This is a genomic window from Paracidovorax sp. MALMAid1276 (assembly GCF_049198005.1).
In the GTDB taxonomy this organism is placed as follows: domain Bacteria; phylum Pseudomonadota; class Gammaproteobacteria; order Burkholderiales; family Burkholderiaceae_C; genus Acidovorax.
This window is the reverse complement of record NZ_JBMIRS010000211.1, coordinates 1-20,107: the sequence shown is the minus strand read 5'-3', so window position 1 is coordinate 20,107 and position 20,107 is coordinate 1. Positions and strand designations below refer to the sequence as shown.

The 20,107-nt window shown below is 67.9% G+C and carries 18 protein-coding genes; 7 read left to right on the top strand and 11 right to left on the bottom strand.

The window, feature by feature from the left end; translation table 11 throughout:
• Nucleotides 1–9 precede the first annotated feature (9 nt).
• The 5 genes from ACOQFS_RS17095 to ACOQFS_RS17075 all read right to left on the bottom strand — a co-directional run bounded on the left by ACOQFS_RS17095 (nt 10) and on the right by ACOQFS_RS17075 (nt 6,221).
• Complete coding sequence (locus tag ACOQFS_RS17095) at nt 10–1,611, bottom strand: Re/Si-specific NAD(P)(+) transhydrogenase subunit alpha (RefSeq protein WP_421564027.1); 1,602 nt, start codon at nt 1,609–1,611, stop codon at nt 10–12.
• A gap of 394 nt (nt 1,612–2,005) precedes the next feature.
• Nucleotides 2,006–2,719 (bottom strand): hypothetical protein, encoded by a 714-nt coding sequence (locus ACOQFS_RS17090; protein ID WP_421564026.1) that lies wholly within the window; start codon nt 2,717–2,719, stop codon nt 2,006–2,008.
• Nucleotides 2,720–2,965: 246 nt separating this feature from the next.
• A complete protein-coding gene (gene fba / locus ACOQFS_RS17085) occupies nt 2,966–4,030 on the bottom strand; it encodes a class II fructose-bisphosphate aldolase (protein ID WP_421564025.1) in 1,065 nt (354 codons plus the stop codon).
• A gap of 92 nt (nt 4,031–4,122) precedes the next feature.
• Nucleotides 4,123–5,523, bottom strand: coding sequence for a histidine kinase dimerization/phospho-acceptor domain-containing protein (locus ACOQFS_RS17080; protein ID WP_421564024.1), 1,401 nt, complete (start codon nt 5,521–5,523; stop codon nt 4,123–4,125).
• Nucleotides 5,520–6,221, bottom strand: coding sequence for a response regulator (locus tag ACOQFS_RS17075; RefSeq protein WP_421564023.1), 702 nt, complete (start codon nt 6,219–6,221; stop codon nt 5,520–5,522). The genes ACOQFS_RS17080 and ACOQFS_RS17075 overlap by 4 nt, the downstream gene beginning before the upstream one ends.
• A 132-nt stretch (nt 6,222–6,353) precedes the next feature.
• Here ACOQFS_RS17075 and ACOQFS_RS17070 point away from each other — a divergent pair, with 132 nt between their 5' ends.
• Nucleotides 6,354–7,109 carry a phosphatase PAP2 family protein gene (locus ACOQFS_RS17070; protein ID WP_421564022.1) on the top strand — a complete coding sequence of 252 codons (756 nt, stop codon included), beginning with the start codon at nt 6,354–6,356 and terminating at the stop codon, nt 7,107–7,109.
• On the top strand, nt 7,096–7,668 hold the full coding sequence (locus tag ACOQFS_RS17065) for a phosphatase PAP2 family protein (RefSeq protein WP_421564021.1): 573 nt from the start codon (nt 7,096–7,098) through the stop codon (nt 7,666–7,668). Before ACOQFS_RS17070 ends, ACOQFS_RS17065 begins: the two co-directional genes overlap by 14 nt.
• Nucleotides 7,669–7,744: 76 nt before the next feature.
• On the opposite strand, the gene pyk is transcribed toward ACOQFS_RS17065, so the two are convergent.
• The 3 genes from pyk to ACOQFS_RS17050 form a co-directional block, all read right to left on the bottom strand.
• Nucleotides 7,745–9,181 (bottom strand): pyruvate kinase, encoded by a 1,437-nt coding sequence (gene pyk, locus ACOQFS_RS17060; protein ID WP_421564020.1) that lies wholly within the window; start codon nt 9,179–9,181, stop codon nt 7,745–7,747.
• Nucleotides 9,182–9,334: 153 nt separating this feature from the next.
• A complete protein-coding gene (locus tag ACOQFS_RS17055) occupies nt 9,335–10,096 on the bottom strand; it encodes a CPBP family intramembrane glutamic endopeptidase (protein ID WP_421564019.1) in 762 nt (253 codons plus the stop codon).
• Nucleotides 10,093–11,481: an aminopeptidase P N-terminal domain-containing protein gene (locus ACOQFS_RS17050; RefSeq protein WP_421564018.1), complete on the bottom strand. Its 1,389-nt coding sequence runs from the start codon at nt 11,479–11,481 to the stop codon at nt 10,093–10,095. Before ACOQFS_RS17050 ends, ACOQFS_RS17055 begins: the two co-directional genes overlap by 4 nt.
• Before the next feature lie 162 nt (nt 11,482–11,643).
• Between ACOQFS_RS17050 and ACOQFS_RS17045 the strand changes: the two genes are divergently transcribed.
• Nucleotides 11,644–12,393 (top strand): hypothetical protein, encoded by a 750-nt coding sequence (locus ACOQFS_RS17045; RefSeq protein ID WP_421564017.1) that lies wholly within the window; start codon nt 11,644–11,646, stop codon nt 12,391–12,393.
• Nucleotides 12,394–12,422: 29 nt separating this feature from the next.
• Here the strand turns inward: ACOQFS_RS17045 and ACOQFS_RS17040 are convergent, their stop codons facing one another.
• A complete protein-coding gene (locus ACOQFS_RS17040; RefSeq protein ID WP_421564016.1) occupies nt 12,423–13,205 on the bottom strand; it encodes a nucleotidyltransferase family protein in 783 nt (260 codons plus the stop codon).
• A 4-nt stretch (nt 13,206–13,209) separates the two neighbouring features.
• On the bottom strand, nt 13,210–13,596 hold the full coding sequence (gene speD / locus ACOQFS_RS17035) for an adenosylmethionine decarboxylase (RefSeq protein ID WP_421564015.1): 387 nt from the start codon (nt 13,594–13,596) through the stop codon (nt 13,210–13,212).
• 136 nt (nt 13,597–13,732) lie between these two features.
• Between speD and tkt the strand changes: the two genes are divergently transcribed.
• Together tkt and gap are read left to right on the top strand one after the other, a co-directional pair.
• The gene (gene tkt, locus ACOQFS_RS17030) at nt 13,733–15,808 is read left to right on the top strand and encodes a transketolase (protein ID WP_421564014.1); all 2,076 of its coding nucleotides are present in this window, start codon (nt 13,733–13,735) and stop codon (nt 15,806–15,808) included.
• A 91-nt stretch (nt 15,809–15,899) separates the two neighbouring features.
• A complete protein-coding gene (gene gap, locus ACOQFS_RS17025) occupies nt 15,900–16,898 on the top strand; it encodes a type I glyceraldehyde-3-phosphate dehydrogenase (protein WP_421564013.1) in 999 nt (332 codons plus the stop codon).
• Nucleotides 16,899–17,040: 142 nt separating this feature from the next.
• On the opposite strand, the gene ACOQFS_RS17020 is transcribed toward gap, so the two are convergent.
• Nucleotides 17,041–18,210 (bottom strand): mechanosensitive ion channel family protein, encoded by a 1,170-nt coding sequence (locus ACOQFS_RS17020; RefSeq protein ID WP_421564012.1) that lies wholly within the window; start codon nt 18,208–18,210, stop codon nt 17,041–17,043.
• Between the two features lie 370 nt (nt 18,211–18,580).
• Between ACOQFS_RS17020 and ACOQFS_RS17015 the strand changes: the two genes are divergently transcribed.
• Both ACOQFS_RS17015 and ACOQFS_RS17010 read left to right on the top strand, forming a co-directional pair.
• On the top strand, nt 18,581–18,958 hold the full coding sequence (locus ACOQFS_RS17015) for a DUF4398 domain-containing protein (RefSeq protein ID WP_421564011.1): 378 nt from the start codon (nt 18,581–18,583) through the stop codon (nt 18,956–18,958).
• Nucleotides 18,959–19,083: 125 nt separating this feature from the next.
• On the top strand, nt 19,084–20,025 hold the full coding sequence (locus ACOQFS_RS17010; RefSeq protein WP_421564010.1) for an OmpA family protein: 942 nt from the start codon (nt 19,084–19,086) through the stop codon (nt 20,023–20,025).
• Nucleotides 20,026–20,107 lie beyond the last annotated feature (82 nt).

Genomic DNA, 20,107 nt, shown 5'->3' with positions numbered 1-20,107 from the left:
TCGTTGTCTTTACTTGCGGAACATGGCCAGCATGCGGCGCGTGACCGCAAAGCCGCCGAACATGTTGATGGCGGTGAGCACGATGGCGGCAAAGGCCAGCCACAGGATGAGCCCGTCGGGCCGCCCGTTGGCCCCCGCCTCGGGCGGGGCGATCTGCACCAACGCGCCGATGGCGATGATGCTGGAGATGGCATTGGTCACGCTCATGAGCGGCGTGTGCAGCGCCGGCGTGACGTTCCACACCACCATGTAGCCGATGAAGCAGGCCAGCACGAACACCGTGAAGTGCCCCAGGAAAGCCGCAGGCGCGTAGGCGCCGATGAACCAGAAAGCGACTGCCGCGACGGCGAAGAGGATCGCCAGCGTCTTGGCGGGCAAGGGCGCGCTGCTGCCGTGGCCGCCCTTCTTCTGCTCGACGGGTGCTGCGGCGGCCTTCGGCGCCGCAACGGGGGCCTGCGCGAGCGGCGGCGCCGGCCAGGTGATGGCACCGTCCTTGACCACGGTGAGGCCGCGGATCGCGTCGTCCTCCATGTTGACCACGGCCACGCCGTCCTTGGCCTTGCACAGTTCTTCCGTCAGGCGCAGCAGGTTGGTGGCATACAGCGTGGACGACTGCTTGGCCAGGCGCGAGGCCAGGTCGGTGTAGCCCACGATGGTGACGCCGTGGCGCACCACGGCCTCGCCAGGCACCGTCAGCTCGCAGTTGCCGCCCTGCTCGGCGGCCATGTCCACGATCACGCTGCCGGGCTTCATGCTCTGCACCATCTCGGCCGTGATGAGCTTGGGTGCGGGCTTGCCGGGGATCAGCGCCGTGGTGATGATGATGTCGGCCTCCTTGGCCTGCTCCGCATACATCTTGCGCTGCGCGGCCTGGAAGCCTTCGCTCATGACCTTGGCGTAGCCACCGCCGCCCGAGCCTTCTTCCTCGTAGTCCACCTTCACGAACTCGCCGCCCAGCGACTTGACCTGGTCGGCCACTTCGGCGCGGGTGTCGTTGGCGCGCACGATGGCGCCCAGGTTGGCGGCCGTGCCGATGGCCGCGAGGCCCGCCACACCGGCCCCGGCGATGAACACCTTGGCCGGCGGCACCTTGCCCGCAGCCGTGATCTGGCCGTTGAAGAAGCGGCCGAAGGCGTTGGCGGCCTCGATGACCGCGCGGTAGCCGCTCACGCCCGCCGTGGAGGTGAGCGCGTCCATCTTCTGCGCGCGCGACAGGGTGCGCGGCAGGCAGTCGATGGCCAGCACCGTGGCCTTTCTGGCGGCCAGCTGCTGCATCAGGTCGGGGTTCTGCGCGGGCCAGATGAAGTCGATGAGCGTGCCGCCTTCGCGCATCAGCGCCACTTCGTCGCCACTGGGCGGCCGCACCTTGAACACGATGTCGGATGCGGCCCAGAGGGCGGCAGCGCCGTCGATGATCTCTGCCCCGGCGGCGCGGTAGGCGTCATCGCTGAACTGGGCCGCGTCACCCGCCCCCGATTCAACCGCCACCGTGAAGCCCAGCTTGATCAACTTCTCGACCACGTCGGGCACCGTGGCAACGCGTTTTTCGCCAGGGAACGTCTCCCTCGGCACGCCGATGCGCTGGGGCTGCGGGATGGGGTTTGTCTGCATGGGCTGTCTCCTTGGATGGTTGGAATCGTTGCATTGGGCGCAGGTCCGCAGCGTGCGCTGCGTCAGGCGGCTCGGGGCCGTGGCCGGGCGTGCGGCGGGGCACGGCGGGCCGTCGCGGCATGCTGATCCCGCACCGAGCGCTCGCGCGCGGGCCGGAATGTTGCTCTGGCGCACGGGGCCAAACGGCGCGCTGCGTGCGCAGGGCAGGCTTGGAAGGCGGCAGCGGCGCCGCACTGCCGCAGGGGCCGCGCCCGTGTGGCAAAGAGGATGTTCAGCCCAAGGATCTGCCGGACCACGCCCATCGTTGTCTCCCTCTGTGAATCCCGGTGTTGACGGCCTGCGGGCCCGGCTCTGTGGTTGTCATTGTGGTGGGAGCCGGGCACAGGCCGCGCTGCTATCGCCGGGCCAATGCGGCTTCCGCGTATGGAAAGGGCGGCACGGCCAGATAGCCGTCCACCATGCCCACGCTCAGCCGCGCGGCCTCGGCCAGGGCATGGCTCCACGCCAGCGCCGGACGCCCTGCGGTCAGGAACTCCTCATTGTTCTGGGTCTTGGGGCGCAACAGGCGGTGGTCCACCAGCGCGTCCACCGCCACCAGGGCGCCCCGGTCCGTGGCGTACCGGTAGCCCAGGTGCGAATAGGGCTGCGACCAGGAAATGCGCTGGCCGCTGGCCCATCGCGCCAGCTCCGGCTCGTTCTTCAGCAGCCAGTCGCCGCTGCTGGCCCAGCGCTTGAAACGCAGGCAGTCTGCACGCACGGGGCTCTCCTTGGCAGCGTCGTCCACGGTCACGTCCCGGGCACGCGGGCACTCGCCCGACCAGGGCGCACCGCCACTCAGGGCGCCGCCGCGGTTGGTCTGCACACGCAGCACGGCCATCCATTCGCCTTGTGCGCCGCGCAGTCCGACGGAACGCGTTTGCAGTGGCACACCGCCCACCGTTTCATCGATGCTGCCAAGGTCTTGCCATGTGCCCGGGGGCAGCACCAGCCGCGCACGGCCCGCGGGGAATTCTTCTTTGGGCGGGACGGTGAGAGGGGCACACGCCGCCAGCACCAGCACCAGGGAACAGGACAAAAGCCACCGGAATTTCGAGATCATCAGCGTCATGGACAAAGGTTCAAACACTTTCTGCGGCGCCCGCCCCGGGCAAACTGACCGCGAGCTTACATGAAGAATTTCCGCAGCCTGTCGCGCAGGCGAGGTGTAGAGGGAACTCCCCAGCCCGGGGGGGGCACTGCACCCACCGGGTAAACCCGCCCCAGGACGGGCCCTGCGATAAAAAAGCCCGGTCGCTGCGGGCGGCCGGGCTGTTGGGCTGGCAGGCTGATCGGAACCAGCAAAAAAAACCGAGGATCAGTGCACCACTTGCGCCAGTTCGCCGCGTGCGTACTTGGCGGCCACCACCTGCAGGCTTTCGCCCTTGATCTTGGCCCCTTGGCCTTCGCAGCCGAACTCCAGGTAGCGCGCCTTGCAGACCTGCTTAGCGGCCTCGCGTGCGGGCTTGAGCCATTCGCGCGCGTCGAACTTGTCGGGGTTCTCGGCCAGGAACTTGCGCACAGCGCCGGTCATCGCCAGGCGGATGTCGGTGTCGATGTTGATCTTGCGCACGCCGTACTTGATGGCTTCCTGGATCTCCTCGACCGGCACGCCGTAGGTTTCCTTCATCTTGCCGCCGTATTGGTTGATGATGGCCAGCAGCTCGGCGGGCACGGACGAGGAACCGTGCATCACCAGGTGGGTGTTGGGAATGCGCTGGTGGATTTCCTTCACACGGCTGATCGCCAGGATGTCGCCCGTGGGCTTGCGGCTGAACTTGTAGGCGCCGTGGCTGGTGCCGATGGCAATCGCCAGGGCATCGAGTTGCGTGGCCTTGACGAACACGGCGGCTTCCTCGGGGTCGGTCAGCATCTGGCTGTGGTCCAGCTTGCCTTCGGCGCCGATGCCGTCTTCCTCACCGGCTTCGCCGGTTTCCAGGTTGCCCAGGCAGCCGAGCTCGCCTTCCACGGTCACGCCCACCTTGTGCGCCATCTCCACGACCTTGCGGGTCACGTCCACGTTGTATTCGAACGAGGCAGGGGTCTTGCCGTCTTCCATCAGCGAGCCGTCCATCATCACCGATCCAAAGCCCAGGTCGATGGCGCCGGCGCACACCTTGGGCGATGTGCCGTGGTCCTGGTGCATGACCAGCGGGATGTGGGGAAAGGCTTCGACGGCCGCCTGGATCAGGTGCTTGATGAAAGGCTCGCCGGCGTATTTGCGGGCGCCTGCACTGGCTTGCAGGATGACGGGCGCGCCCACTTCGTCGGCGGCCGCCATCACGGCCTGGACCTGCTCCAGGTTGTTGACGTTGAAGGCAGGGATGCCATAGCTGTTGGCGGCGGCATGGTCGAGCAGTTCGCGCATCGAGACGAGGGGCATGATCGTTGGGTCCGTTCAGGGTTGAGGAAGGCGCGGGTCTGGCCTGTTCAAAGCCGTGCGCGGCGGCGGTAACCGCTTGGTAACTCGCAATTTTAACCGGCACCCGCGACGGCCGGCCGCGGCAAATCCAAGCGGTAGCAGGTGGTAAAGGGGGCTGGCGCCAGCGCTGGGCCAAAGCGCCCGCCGTGGATGTCAGCCACACGGCGAAGGATTTCGTGCCCGAGGTGCAGGCTGTCTCCCGGCGGAGCACCGGCTCCCGCCACCAACACGTCCGCACGGTCCCTGCCGCCGTCGTCGCACACCTGCAACCAGGCACCCACGGCCTCATCACCACCCAGCTGTACAGCGATGCGCGTGCCGTCTGGTGTGTGCTTGAGCGCGTTTTCGACCAGATTGCGCGCTGCCATGTCGAGCAGCACCGCATGGCCCGGCACAGTGAGCGTCGCGGGCGCCTGCAGCGCGATCTCATCGCCCCTCTGCCAGACCGCCTGCGCGTAATCGGCACACACCGCACGGGCCACCTCGCACAGATCGACCGGCGCCTTGGCTTCATGGAGCTCCGCGCGGCTGGCACGCGCGAGCGACAGCAACTGGCTCAGCACGTGCCCGGCGCGCAGCGCGTCCTGCCCGATGCGGGCCACGGCCTGCGCGCGGGCGTCTTCATCCAGGCCCGCTGCCAGCGCACTGGCCTGCAAGGCAATGGAAGACAGCGGCGTGCGCAACTCGTGGGCCACCTCGTTGGCCAGGCGGCGCTCGCGCACCATGGCATCTTGCTGCCGGTCCAACAAAGTGTTGATGGAGGCCACCACCGACTCGAACTCGTTCCATGCGTGGCGCGAAGCCAGGCGTTGTGCGCTGGTGGGGTCCAGCGCCGCCACATCGGCCGAAAGCGCATACAGCGGCCGCAGCCCGCGCCACAAAGCGAGGCCCAGCGCCAGCGACACCACGGGCAGCAGCCACAGGCCCGGTTCGATCATCTGCTCGGCAATATCCTCGGCCAGCTCGTCCCGTTCGCGCAGTTCCAGCAGTACCATGATCTTGCGGGTGCGTTCCGCATCCCACTGCGAAAAGCTGCGCCACGGCACGGCATCGGGCCCCAGTGTCAGATCCGCGAACCCCTCGGAGTCGGTGAACAAGGGGGCGGGCGCAGTGCCGCTCACCGTCAGCAAATTGCCCAGCGCATCCCACTGAACGACGCTGATCGACTGTTGGTAATCGTGGGACTTGAGCCAGGGTGTGGGCGCGCGCTGCGTGACCTGCGGGCCGTGCATGGCCTCGGTGGCACGCAGGTTGAGAAGCAAGGCGGCCACACTGGCCAGGTGGCCGTCGGTCAGCTCGTCGGCCTCATGCACGCCGGTTTTGTAGCCAATGAACACAAAACTCGCCCACACAATGGCCAGCGCGCCCAACGACCACAGCAGCAGCTGCCTGGTGAGCGAGGGCTTGCGCAGTGAGGGCGCGGACGGCGCCTGCGGGGCTGGGGAGGCGTTCACGAGCGCTCCTCCTGCGGCATGAAGTAGCCCACGCCGCGCATGGTCTGGATGCAGGCACTGCCCAGCTTGCGGCGCAAGTGGTGGATATGGACCTCCACGGCGTTGCTCTCGATCGCGGCATCCCAGCTGTACAGGCGCTCTTCAATCTGCTGGCGCGACAAGACCCGGCCGCGCGACTCCAGCAGCACCAGCAGCACCGAAAACTCGCGTGGAGACATATCGACGGGCTTACCCTTCTGGCGCACGGTGCGCCCGGCGGGGTCCAGTTCGATGTCGCCATGGCGGATGGTGGGCGACGTGCGCCCGGCAGCACGCCGAAGCAATGCGCGCAGCCGCGCATCCAGCTCGTCCACGTTAAAAGGTTTGGTCAGATAGTCATCGGCCCCAAGGTCCAAGCCTGCAATGCGCTGGTGCACCTGGTCTCGCGCAGTCACGATCAGCACCGGCGTTGCGGGATCGGGGAGTACCGACGCCTGCGCCTCACCTGCAGGGCTCAGGCGCAGTCGGCGAAGCAGTTCGCTGCCATCTCCGTCGACCAGCCCGAGGTCTAGCAGCACGGCGTCGAAACGCTCGGTGCGCAAGGCGCTCCATGCGCTGGCAACGCCATCACAGACATCCACCGCATAGCCGCGCTGCTGCAGATTGGTACGCAGCCCGCTTGCAATGCCCGCATCGTCTTCCACCACGAGTATTCGCATCCGCACATTGTCACCTTGCGGCACAGGTTTGCATGCAATGTCTTGCCACGCGGCTCCCGAGGTAGCCGGCGGAACATCAACCCACCGTGGGCATTAAGACGGCGTTAAGAGCCGCCCCCTATGGTTCGGCCCATGCAAGCCTCTCGCACACACGGTGCGCGCCCCAACCCCTTCTACTTCAACTACAGCACCCTGCTCTGGACACTGGCCGGCCTGCTGCTCCTCATCGCCTGGGACGCAGGCGGGAAGGACTTGGCGTTTGCCCACTTTTTTGGAGACGCCCACGGTTTCCCCATGCGGGACCAATGGTTCTTCGTGCAAGTGCTGCACGAGGACGCCCGCCGCCTGGGCTGGGCGCTGGTGCTGTTGCTGGCGCTGGGTGTCTGGTGGCCGCGTGGCGTACTGCGGCGCCTGGACACCGTCGGGCGTCTGCAGATGGCCCTGAGTGCACTGCTCGCCTTGGCCGTCATCAGCATCACCAAAAACCTCAGCAGCACCAGTTGCCCGTGGGATCTGGCGGAGTTCGGCGGCGTGGCGCGTTACACATCGCACTGGGCACTGGGCGTACTGGATGGCGGTGGCGGGCGGTGTTTTCCTGCGGGCCATGCCTCCGCCGGTTTTGCTTTCGTTGGGGGGTACTTCGCACTGCGCCACCACCAACCCGGCGCCGCGCGCTGGTGGCTGGCGGCGGCCTTGCTTGCGGGCCTGGCGCTGGGGGCAGTGCAGCAGGTGCGCGGCGCCCATTTCATGAGCCACACGCTGTGGACGGGCTGGATCTGCTGGACCACAGGGTGGCTGTGCGACCTGGCCGCCACGGCATTGCGCCCGCGGCTGCCCGCTTTTGCACACACCCGCCCACCCGAGGATTCTTCCCATGCTCCCACTTGACCTGGCCTTGTTCCACGCGATCAACGCCGATGCGGGGACCGCACCCTTCGTGATCGACTTGGCCCGCTGGGTGTCTGCACAGGCCCCGTACGTCATGGTGGGCGTGCTGCTGTCCCTCCTCGCTGCCGGATCGGCGGCTCAGCGGCGCGCCGTGTTCATCGCCATGGCGTCCATGGCCTCGGCGTGGGTGATGGTGCAGTTCCTGCGCCATGCCATCGCGGCACCGCGCCCTGCGCAACTGGGCATCGGCCATCAGTGGATCGAACACGCCGCGCGCGCCGGCTTCCCCAGCCTGCACACGGCCGCAGCGTTTGCCCTCGCTGCGGGGCTGGCACTGGGCGGTTTGCGCACGGTGGCTGTACCGGCTGGGCTGGTGGCTTTTGCCATGGCGTGGAGCCGCGTCAGCCTGGGCGTGCACTTTCCGTCCGACGTGGTGGCGGGCGCACTGGCGGGCGTCATCACAGCCTACAGCGTCCATGGTGCTGTGGCCTTGCGTGTGCGCCGCCGCGCAGCGCCCTGGGTGACACCACTCACCGCAAATGCGGTCAAGCCCGACTAGCCGGACGCGGCAAGCAGGCCAAAAACCCATATCGCCCTTTGTGGCCAGGTGGCTCGAAGCCACCCGCCGATCCCACTCAGTTGGCCACGCAGATCTTCAGCATGTTGGTGCCACCGGGCGCACCCATGGGCTCGCCACAGGTGATCGCATACACATCGCCCTTCTGCACGATGTTGCGGCTCTTGAGGTGGCCTTCGGCCTGCTCCAGCGCGGTGTCGCGGTCGGCACTGGTGTCCATGAGCAGGGGCCGCACATTGCGGTACATCGCCATCTTGCGCTGTGTGGCCACCTTGGGGGTCAGGGCATAGATGGGGATGTCGATGTTGTGGCGGCTCATCCACAGCGCCGTGGCGCCGCTGTCGGTCATGGCCACGATGGCCTTGGCGCCCAGATGGTGGGCCGTGAACAGCGCACCCATGGCGATGGACTGGTCGATGCGGCCGAAGGTCTGGCCGGTGAAGTCGGCGTCCAGCTCATGGTCCACGGCCGCTTCGGCGGCGGCACAGATGGTGGCCATCTCCTCCACCGTCTCCAGCGGATAGCGGCCTGCGGCCGTCTCGGCGCTCAGCATCACGGCGTCGGTGCCGTCCAGCACGGCGTTGGCCACGTCGCTCACCTCGGCGCGCGTGGGCACGGGGTTGGTGATCATGCTCTCCATCATCTGCGTCGCGGTGATCACCACCTTGTCCATGTCGCGCGCCATGCGGATCATCTTTTTCTGCAGTGCGGGGACGGCGGCGTTGCCCACCTCCACCGCCAGGTCACCGCGCGCCACCATGATGCCGTCGGACACGCGCAGGATGGATTCGAGGTGCGGGATGGCTTCGGCGCGTTCGATCTTGGCGATCAGGCCCGGCTTGTGGCGGAACTCGGAGGCCGCCACGTTGCACAGTTGGCGCGCCATCTCCATGTCGGTGGCGTTTTTCGGAAAGCTCACCGCCACATAGTCCGCCTGAAAGCTCATCGCCGTGCGGATGTCTTCCATGTCCTTGGCCGTCAGCGCCGGTGCCGTGAGTCCGCCGCCCTTCTTGTTGATGCCCTTGTTGTTGGACAGCTCGCCGCCCACCTTCACCGTGGTGTGCACGGCCTCACCGAGCACCGCGTCCACCGTCAGCACGATGAGCCCATCGTTGAGCAGCAGCACGTCGCCGCCCTTCACATCGCGCGGCAGCTCCTTGTAGTCGAGGCCCACGCCATCGATGTCCCCCAGGTCGGTGCGCGAGGCGTCCAGCACGAACTTGGCACCCGACTCGAGCATCACCTTGCCGTCGGCAAACTTGCCCACGCGGATCTTGGGCCCCTGCAGGTCGGCCATGATGGCCACCTCACGGCCTGCACGCTGGGCTGCAGCGCGCACCGTGGCGGCGCGGTCGATGTGGTCCTGCGCCCTGCCGTGGCTGAAATTCAGCCGCACGACGTTCACCCCCGCACGGATCATTGCCTCGAGCAGCGCCGGGTCGCTGGAAGCGGGGCCAAGGGTGGCGACGATCTTGGTGGCACGGCGCGTGGGCATGGGGAGGTCTCCTTTTTTCATGCAAGGCAGTCGGTTCATGTAATTGAATTTCAATTCTCACATGAAGCAGTTACATGCTGGTTACCCGCGCAGCCACGGAGGGCGGGCGCCCTGCGGACGCAGCGCTCGTCCCGGCGTCGCCCCTCCGGCAGGTCAGACCCACGGATGCGCCAACGCATGCGCCAGCACATGGGCCAGCATCGCCGCCTCCAGCCCCCAGCGCGCAAACAGCGCGCCGGCCAGCAGACCAAAGGCGGTGTTGCCGACCAGCACGAAGACCAGCACATCGGGCGTGAGTGCCCCGGCCATGGCGAGCGCCGCTGGCAGGTGCCCCACGGCAAAGAGCAGCGCGCTCAGCACCACAGCCAAGGCCACCCATACCGGCCGGGGCGCACCCTGGCCGCGCTGCACAACGCGCCAGGGCAACCACAACAGAAGGCTCATGGCGCCCCAGCGCACCAGCAGTTCTTCGGTGATGCCGCCGTACAGCAGCTTGACCACGAGGGGCATCGCGCTGGACGAATCGGCAGGGCGCAGCCCGTCCGGGGCGCAGTGCGACAGCAGCACGAGCCAGAGCGCACCCAGCGCGCCGCCCACCAGACCGGGCATCCATTGCGGCCGCAGCGCAGGGGCCACCGGCCTCCCCGCCCCCCAGGCGGACAGCGCGGGCGCGCGCAGCCCCACGCGGGGCGCCAGCGCCGTGCCCACCGCCACGGCCGCTGCCAGCAGCACCGCCGTCTGCAAGCCGCTGAGCAGCACCACAACCCACAAGGGCGCCGGCAGCAGCGCCTCGTTGGCGGTCAGCGGGGGCAGCAGGGCCCACACCACGGCCACCACACCGGGCAGGCCGAGCAACCACAGGCCGATGCCCAAGCGCCATCCTGCACGCAGACCCGGCGCCACGGGCAGCGTCATCGCATCAGCGCCTCGATTTCGTCGGCCTTGACCGGCACGCCGCGCGTGACCAGCTCGCAGCCCGTGTCGGTCACGATGGCGTCGTCCTCGATGCGGATGCCGATGTTGTGGAACTGCGCGGGCACGCCCTCGGCGGGCCGCACATAGATGCCGGGCTCGATGGTGAGCACCATGCCCGGGCGCAGCACGCGGCTTGGCCGGTTGGTGATGATTTCACCCGAGAGCGGGTCGCGGCGCTCGCTGACCTGGCCCACTTCGCTCGGTTCCACGTAGCTGCCGCAGTCGTGCACGTCCATGCCCAGCCAGTGGCCGGTGCGGTGCATGTAGAACTGGAAGTAGGCGCGCTTGTCGATCACGTCCTGCGCGGTGCCCACCTTGTTCCTGTCGAGCAGACCCAGGTCCAGCATGCCTTGCGCCAGCACGGCCACGGTGGCGTCGTGCGGGTCGTTGAAGCGCGCGCCCGCCCGGGTGGCCGCCACGGCGGCGTCCTGGCTGGCCAGCACCAGGTCGTACAGCGCGCGCTGCGGGCCGGTGAATCGGCCGTCGGCCGGGAACGTGCGGGTGATGTCGCTGGCATAGCCGTCCAGCTCGCAGCCCGCGTCGATGAGCACCAGCTCGCCGCTGCGCACGGGTGCGGCATCGGCCTGGTAGTGCAGCACGCAGGCGTTGGCACCGGCGGCCACGATGGAGCCATAGGCCGGGTACTGCGACCCCGCTTCGCGGAACGCGTGCAGCAGTTCGGCGTCGAGGTGGTACTCACGCACATCTTCGCCAGCGCGCAGCATGCGGGCCGAGCGCTGCATGGCGCGGATGTGGGCCTGGGCACTGATGGCGCCCGCACGCCGCATGATGTCCTGCTCGTGCGCATCCTTGATCAGGCGCATCTCATCGAGCGGCGTGCACAGGTCGTGCTGCTGCGCGGGGCACAGCGCGCCGTAGCGCACGCGCGCCCGCACGGCGTTGAGCCAGCCCTCCACCCGCGCGGCCAGGCCGTGATGGATGGCAAACGGGTACCAGACGCTGCTGCGGTTTTCGAGCAACCGAGGCAGCAAGGTGTCCAGCTCGGCCGCCGAGTGCGCGGCATCCACGCCCAGTGCCGCGGGGGCTGCGGCCGGCCCCAGGCGGTAGCCGTCCCAGATTTCGCGCTCCAGGTCCTTGGGCTGGCAGAACAGCGTGCTGCGGCCGTCGTGCGACACGACGAGGCACGCGCCGGGCTCGGTGAAGCCGGTCAGGTAATAGAAATAGCTGTCGTGCCGGTAGAGGTAGTCGGTGTCGCGGTTGCGCGGGCGGGCGGGCGCGGTGGGAATGATGGCGATGCCGCCTTCGCCAAGCATGGAGGCGAGGCGGGCGCGGCGCTCTGCATAGAGGGGGTTGGGTTGGCTCATGCGCGCATTTTGGGGCCATCGGCGTGCGCCGGCGCGCGCCGGGGGCAATCTGCAGGCGCCGCGCAAGGCCGGGCCCGGCAGAGTGCCTCGCAAGGCATGGCAGACTCTGCGCACCCCCGGCGCCCGTCCGGCGGCCCCATTGCAACCCCTCGCCCGCTTGCCATGCCGCTCTTCCTGTCCACCCTGCTGAACTTCATCTTTGCCACCTTGATCCCGCTGCTGGGGCTGGTGCTGACGGGTGCGCTGCTGGTGTATGCGGTGTATGTGCGCTGGATCGACATCCAGCAGAAATGGCTGCTCACCCCGCGCGCGCTGCAGGTGCTGATCGCGGTGGCGGTGGCCTGCAATGCATGGCTGGGGCTGAGGATGTACATGAGCCACAGCGCGCAGCAGGCGCGGGTGGACGGCGCGAGCGTGCGCGCCAGCCGCGAGCGTTTCGTGCTGCCGCAGGATTTCCAGTACGGCGAGCTGCTGATTCCGGCAGGCAGCCTCATCAACCGCCGCGACCCGTTCGACAAGGGCGAGCCGGGCCGCCCGCTCGCCCTGCATGGGCTGGAGGCCGTGCGCTTTGCGCAGCCCGTGGAACTGGCCGGCGTGGTGGCCAGCGCGCTGCAGGTGCTGCCCGCGCGGCTGGAGCTGGCCCAGGACCAGCGCCTGGGCCCCGTCTACCGGTACGACAACGCCACCCAGAGCTGGGTGCCCAACAAGGTCATCTCCGGACTCGCGTGCAAAAAGGGGCAGATCGCCGTCTTTCAGGTGCCGCCCATCGCGTACGACGTGCAGGCCGAGGTGGGCAAGCCCGCCCCCGACGGCCCCGACGCCCGGTTTGCGCCCAGTCAGTGGCTGCTGCGCGCCTGCGAGAACGGCCCGGCCATCACCGTCGAACCCGCGTTTGCGCCTACCGGGGGCTGACGGCAGCGCGCCGCCCTGCAGCAGCAGGCTCAGCGATTGAGTTCGGCCAGCCGCTCGGGCGTGCCCACATCCGTCCACCGGCCGGTGTACATCGACGCCGACACCCGCCCCGCATCCATGGCACGGCGCAGCAGGGGCGCCAGGGGCGCCTTCACCCCGGCGGGGTTGCCGGCAGGGATGTCGCACCAGGGGTGTTCAAACAGCGCGGCGCGCAGCAGCGCGATGGTGCTGTAGGTGTAGCGCGGGGCCGGATCGCCAGCGGGCAGGTTCAGCGCCCGGCCATCGGCCGACAGGCCGAAATCGCCGTGCGGGTTGTGCGGCGGGTTGGGCACCAGCCACAGGTGGGCCAGGCGGTCGCTGTCTGCCGCAAACGCCTGCGCCGCAGCCGCATCGAACACAAAATCCGGCGCGAACACATCACCGGCCGCCAGCCAGAACACCGGCCCCAGCTGCGGCAGCGCGCGGGCAATGCCGCCCGCAGTCTCCAGCGCATCGCCAAAATCCAGGCCCTCGTGCGAGTATGAAATTGATAGCGAACTATCCTTATCAGACAAGCGGTGATCGCCAAAAAAACTTGAAAACCTGTCGCTGATCTGCCCGCCCAGCCATGCCGTGTTGATGACGGCGCGGGTCACACCGGCGTCCTGCAGCGCCTGCAAATGCCACTGCAGCAAGGGCAGGCCCTGCACCTGCAGCAAAGGCTTGGGGGTGGTGTCCGTCAGCGGGCGCATGCGCTCGCCACGGCCGGCGGCGAGCAACAGGGCGGGAGGCTGAGGCCGGACGGGTTCTGGAGGGCGGGTCGTGGTGGTCATGGCGTCACGGGGTCCGCACAGGCGACCCGCGTTGCAAGGCATGCCGCTGCACATCGGCGGGCTGAAAGAGGGCGAGCAAGGCATCCATCAGCGCGTGCGCCTTGGCGGAATGGTCCGCACCGAAATTGCAGACATACACATCCAGCGTAACGGCCGAGCGCTCGGGCCAGGTGTGCACGCACAGGTGCGACTCGGCGAGCAGCACCGTCGCCGTCACGCCACCCGGCCCATGGCACGAAGCAGGAAACTGATGGAAAAGCTGCCCCACCGGCTGCAGGCCGGCGGCCCGCACAGCCTCGACGCAGGCCTGGCCCAGCGCTGCTGCATCCAGCAGCCAGGGCGGTGCGCAGCAGCAGCCATGGAGATCGGCGGTGAGGTGCAGTCCTTGCATGGGGCCGCACTGTAGAGCATCGGTGGTGGGGCACATTGAACAAGCCCGCCGCCACAGGCCCGGCAAGCTCCCGGAAGCCGCCCCGGTAAAATGCCGGGTTTCCCCTGCACCTACCCCCCTCCCCACCCCCACTCCCATGGCCCACACCCAGCAATCCCCACAGATGGCCAATGCAATCCGCGCATTGGCCATGGACGCCGTTCAACAAGCCAATTCCGGCCACCCCGGCGCCCCCATGGGCATGGCCGACATGGCGGTGGCGCTGTGGGGCCGCCACCTCAAGCACAACCCAGCCAACCCGCAGTGGGCCGACCGCGACCGCTTCGTGCTCTCCAACGGCCACGGCTCGATGCTGATCTACGCGCTGCTGCACCTCACGGGCTACGACCTGCCGATGCAGGAGCTCAAGAACTTCCGCCAGCTGCACAGCAAGACGGCCGGCCATCCCGAAGTGGGCATCACGCCCGGCGTGGAGACCACCACCGGCCCACTGGGCCAGGGCATCACCAACGCCGTGGGCTTTGCGCTGGCCGAGAAGCTGCTGGCCGCCGAGTTCAACCGTGACGGCCACGCCATCGTGGATCACCACACCTACGCCTTCCTGGGCGACGGCTGCCTGATGGAGGGCATCAGCCACGAAGCCATCGCGCTGGCCGGCGCCTGGAAGCTGAACAAGCTCATCGCCCTGTATGACGACAACGGCATCAGCATCGACGGCCAGGTGGCCCCCTGGTTCATCGACAACACCCCGCTGCGCTTCGTGGCCTGCGGCTGGAACGTGATCGGCCCCATCGACGGGCACGACGCCGACCAGGTGGCCGCTGCCATCGAGGAAGCCAAGCAGCAGGCCGAACGCCCCAGCCTCATCGTGTGCAAGACGCACATCGGCAAGGGCAGCCCCAACCGCGCGAACACGGCCAAGGCCCACGGCGAGCCGCTGGGTGCCGAAGAAATCGTGCTGACCCGCGAAGCCCTGGGCTGGACCAGCGAACCCTTCGTGATTCCTGAAGACGTGTACGCCGCGTGGGATGCCAAGGCCCAGGGCGAAAGCGCCGAGGCCGAGTGGAACACGTGCTTCGACGCCTACAGCAAGGCCTTCCCCGAGCTCGCCGCCGAGTTCACCCGCCGCATGAACGGCGACCTGCCCGCCAACTTTGCCCAGGTGGCCGTAGACACCGTGGTGCAGGCCCACACCAAGGGCGAAACCGTGGCCAGCCGCAAGGCGAGCCAGCTGGCGCTGGAGGCCTTCACCGCCGCGCTGCCCGAGCTGCTGGGCGGTAGCGCCGACCTGACGGGCTCCAACCTCACCAACACCAAGAGCACACCCAACCTGCGCTTCGACATGCAGGGCGCCGTCGTGAAGAACGAGGCTGGCGTGGGCGGCCGCCACATCAACTACGGCGTGCGCGAGTTCGGCATGGCCGCCATCATGAACGGCGTGGCGCTGCACGGCGGCTTCATCCCCTACGGCGGCACCTTCCTCACGTTCAGCGACTACAGCCGCAATGCCATCCGCATGGCCGCGCTGATGAAGCAGCGCGTGATCCACGTGTTCACGCACGACTCCATCGGCCTGGGTGAAGACGGTCCCACCCACCAGTCCATCGAGCATGTGGCCAGCCTGCGCCTGATCCCCAACCTCGACGTGTGGCGCCCCGCCGACACGGCCGAGACCGCCGTGGCCTGGAGCGTGGCCCTGTCCAACCGCACCAAGCCCACGGTGCTGGCCCTGTCGCGCCAGAACCTGCCCTATGCGCCCAAGCGCGACCTGGGCGACATCTCGCGCGGCGCGTACGTGCTGTCCGAACCCGCCGACGTGGGCATCAAGAAGAAGCCTGCGGCCGTGATCATCGCCACGGGCTCTGAAGTGCAGTTGGCGCTCAAGGCCCAGCGCCTGCTGGCCGACAAAAAGATCGGCGTGCGCGTGGTCTCCATGCCCAGCACCACCACCTTTGACCGCGAAGACGCCAAGTACAAGACCAGCGTGCTGCCCGCCGGCGTGCCCCGCGTGGCCGTCGAAATGGGTGCGACGGACGGCTGGTGGAAGTACGGCTGCGCGGCCGTCGTGGGCATTGATACCTACGGCGAATCGGCCCCCGCGCCCGTGCTGTTCAAGCACTTCGGGTTCACCGAAGAGAACGTCGCAGACGCGGTGCTGGTCGCCATCGGCGCGGCACGGCTCAAGCCCGCCAAGAAGGCCAAGGCCCACTGACACCCCTTTCGCCCGCTGCGCGCCCTCTGCAGCAGCGGGTGTGCAGCGGCCGGTTCCTGATTCTGACTTTGCAACTTTGAAGAGGCTCCCTATGACGATCAAGATTGGTATCAACGGCTTCGGCCGCATCGGCCGCAACGTGCTGCGCTCGGCCATCCAGAACTTCAGCGACATCGAAGTCGTGGCCATCAACGACCTGCTGGAGCCCGACTACCTGGCCTATATGCTGCAGTACGACTCGGTGCACGGCCGCTTCAAGGGCGAGGTCTCGGTGGATGGCAACACGCTGATCGTGAACGGCAAGAAGATCCGCCTCACGCAAGAGCGCGACCCCGCCAACCTGAAGTGGAACGAAGTGGGCGCCGACGTGGTGATCGAATCCACCGGCCTGTTCCTCGACAAGGTCACGGCGCAGAAGCACATCGACGCTGGCGCCAAGAAGGTCGTGCTGTCGGCCCCCTCGAAGGACGACACGCCCATGTTCGTCTATGGCGTGAACCATGACACCTACAAGGGCGAGGCCATCATCTCCAACGCCTCGTGCACCACCAACTGCCTGGCCCCGGTCGCCAAGGTGCTGCATGACAAGTGGGGCATCAAGCGCGGCCTGATGACCACCGTGCACGCCGCCACCGCCACGCAAAAGACCGTGGACGGCCCGAGCAACAAGGACTGGCGCGGCGGCCGCGGCATTCTGGAAAACATCATCCCCAGCAGCACCGGTGCCGCTAAGGCCGTGGGCGTGGTGATTCCTGCGCTGAACAAGAAGCTGACCGGCATGTCCTTCCGCGTGCCCACCTCCGACGTGTCGGTGGTGGACCTGACGGTGGAGCTGGACAAGGCCGCCACCTACGAAGAAATCAAGGCCGAGATGAAGGCGCAGTCCGAAGGCGCGCTGAAGGGCGTGCTGGGCTACACCGAAGACAAGGTGGTGGCCACCGACTTCCGTGGCGACACCCGCACCTCCATCTTCGACGCCGACGCTGGCATTGCGCTGGACGGCACCTTCGTGAAGGTGGTGAGCTGGTACGACAACGAATGGGGCTATTCGAACAAGTGCCTGGAAATGGTGCGCGTGGTCGCCAAGTGACCTCTGTGGTGCAGAACAACCCGAAGAAGCTGAAGCGCAGCGCCCGCTGAAGGGCGAGCAACTACCGCTTGCGGCCGGCCCCTCCGACACGGAGTGGCCGGCCTTTTTTTGTGCGCCGCAGTGGCAGCGCGTGCCCCCCTCATCAAGTGCCGGCGCGCGCAGGGGCAGCGTCTGCAGCCGTGCCTGCCACCGGCATGGGGCGGGCGGGCGCCATGCCATCCGCGCCTTGCGCCAGCGCGGGGAGCGAAGCCACATGCACCGTGCGCGTGGGGAATGCGAACTCCACGTTCATGGCCGCAAACTCACGCATCAGCCCCAGGTTGATGGATTGCTGCATGTCCATGTAGACGCCGTAGGCCGGGTCTTTGACGATGTAGACCACCTCGTAGTCCAGCGAACTGTCGCCAAACGACTTGAAGTGCGCCCGGTCAAACCGCAGCTGTTCGTGCGACTCGATGAGCTTGCGCACCACGCCCGGAATGGCCTCCACCTTCTCGATGGGCGTGTCGTAGGTCACGCCAAAGGCGAACACGATGCGCCGCTCCTGCATGGGCCGGTAGTTGTTGATGGTCTGCTTGAGCAGATCGGTATTGGACATCACCACTTCCTCGCCCTGCAGGCTGCGGATGCGGGTGGTCTTGAGGCCGATCATCTGCACCGTGCCCGCCACGCCGCCCACCACCACGAAGTCGCCCACCTGGAACGGCTTGTCCACAGCGATGGCGAGCGAGGCGAACAGATCGCCCAGGATGTTCTGCACCGCCAGGGCCACGGCGATACCGCCCACCCCCAGGCTGGCGATGAAGGCCGTGATGTTGACCCCCAGGTTGGAGAGCACGGCCAGCAGGATCACGCTCCACAGCAGCGTGCGCAGGCCCCAGGACATCAGCGTGGCCGATGCCCCCACCTGCGTCATGCCGCTGGCGTTGTGCCGCGCCAGGTAGCGCTGCACCCCGATGCCGATGGCGCGCATGCCCCACAGCCCCATCTGCAGCGCCACGGCCACAAACCACAGCTGGCTGATGCGGGCCTCCCACCGGCCCGGCAGGTCGAGCATGGCAGCCCCCACCAGCAGTGCCACCACCAGCATCAGGAAGCGGCTGGTGCCCTCCAGCACATCCACCACCGAGGCCGCCATCCCGCTGTCGGACTGCGCAGACCAGGCCTTGGCACGGCCCGTGGCCACACGCAGGGCCAGCAGGATGACGGCGTAGGTCGCGACCGTGGCGGTTGCCGCGATCAGCAGGCTCCACAAGGGAATGCCTGCGAGCGTGGTTTCCTGAATCCAGGTGATGAACGGGGATGGCGTCATTCGGGAACTCCTCAAGGTTGGCGCAGGCGCGCAAAAGCCGGCTGCATGCCGGCAAATGCGGTGCGATCGTTATTGGAACGGCGGAAAAACAGGGAAACTTTCCGCGCGGGGCTCCCCTGGTCGAGGCCCGCACGCCCCCATAGTTCCCCCATACCTGCACCCGGCGCGTGTGCAGCGGCACGCATGCGGCCCCGACGGCGGATTGCAAGCATTCGTAAGACATGCCGCACAGCGATTCATATGCAGAGCCTACGGCGCGCGCGCATCGCCGCCGCAAGAATGAATGCAAGCCCATCCGGGCCCCGCGCTGCCACCGGCCCGCGCCGTCTTGACCCGTGTTGCACCACTTCAAAGAAGGACCCCAATCACCATGTCTTCCCACCCATTGATCCGAGGCACCCTTGCGCTGGCGTTGCTCGGCACGCTCGCCGCCTGTTCTTCGACCCCAGCGCCCACCGCGCAGATGGCGGTGACCCGCACCACGGTGGATCGGGTGGCCGCCACCCCCGCCGTGGCTGCCAACGCTCCTGTGGAGCTGCAGAGGTCGCGCGAAAAACTCATTCAGGCCGAGCGCGCAATGGCCAACAAAGACTACACAGCGGCCCGCCGCCTGGCCGCCGAAGCCGAGGTCGACGCGCGCGTGGCCGAGACCCGCGCCGACGCCGCCCGCAACGCGACCAGCTTGGCCCAGGTGCAGGACAGCATCCGCGCGCTGCAGGAAGAGATCCAGCGCCGCTCGCCGCGATAAGCCCCACCCCCTCTGCCTCGCACAGCCCCACCCAAAGACATTGCACGGCGCCTGCCACGCACGCGGCTCTCGCCCCGGCCGGGCGCAGCGCACGCAGGCCGCCGCACACCAGGAGTTCATCTGCCATGAAAAATCTGCTTTCCCGCACCACCACCCTGTGCTCCAGCCTCATCGCCGTGGGCCTGCTCGCCGCCTGCGCAAGCACGGCCCCATCCCCCGCGCTCGAAGAAGCGCGCACCGCCGTCAGCGCGGCGGCGGGCGACACGGCCGTCAACCAGTACGCCCAGCTGGAGCTGAAGCAGGCCACCGACGCGCTGGCCCGCGCTGACCGCGTGTGGGCCGACGACCGCGACACGTCGGAAACCAACCACCTCGCGTATCTGGCACGCCAGCGCGCAGAAATCGCGGTGAATGCGGGCCGTGCGCGACAGCTGGAGGCGAGCATCCAGCAAGCCGGCAGCGAGGCAGACCGCATCCGACTGCAGGCCCGCACCGAGGAGGCCGACGCGGCGCGTCTGCGCGCCGAAGCCCAGGCCCGCAACGCGCAGATGGCGCAGCAGCAGGCGATGAGCGCCGAGCAGCGTGCCGCGCAGCAGCAGGCACAGGCCGCTGCCGCCATGGCCCAGGCCAATGCCGCACAAGACCGCATCCGCGCCCTGGAGGCCCAGCTGCGCGACATGGAAGCCCAGCAGACGGAGCGCGGTCTGCTGGTGACGCTGGGCGATGTGCTGTTTGCCTTCAACAAGGCCGAGCTGTCGGTGCAGGCTGCGCCCCGGCTCGACAAGCTGGCGAACTTCCTCAGGCAGTTCCCCGACCGGAAGCTGCTGATCGAGGGCTACACCGACAGCGTGGGCAGCGATGGCTACAACCAGGAGCTGTCAGACCGCCGCGCTCAGGCCGTGCGCGACGCGCTGGTGCAGCGCGGCGTGGACAGCAGCCGCATCACCGCGCGCGGCTACGGCAAGGCCCACCCCGTGGCCGACAACGCATCGCCCGAAGGCCGGGCCATGAACCGCCGGGTCGAGATCGTGATTGCGGACGACAAGGGCAACCTGCGCGGCCGCTGAAGCAGCCAAGGCCCGTGCAGCCCCAAGAGCCTGTTCAATGTCATTTTGAAGATCGCATTGGAGTGCAATCGGTATGAGTGGA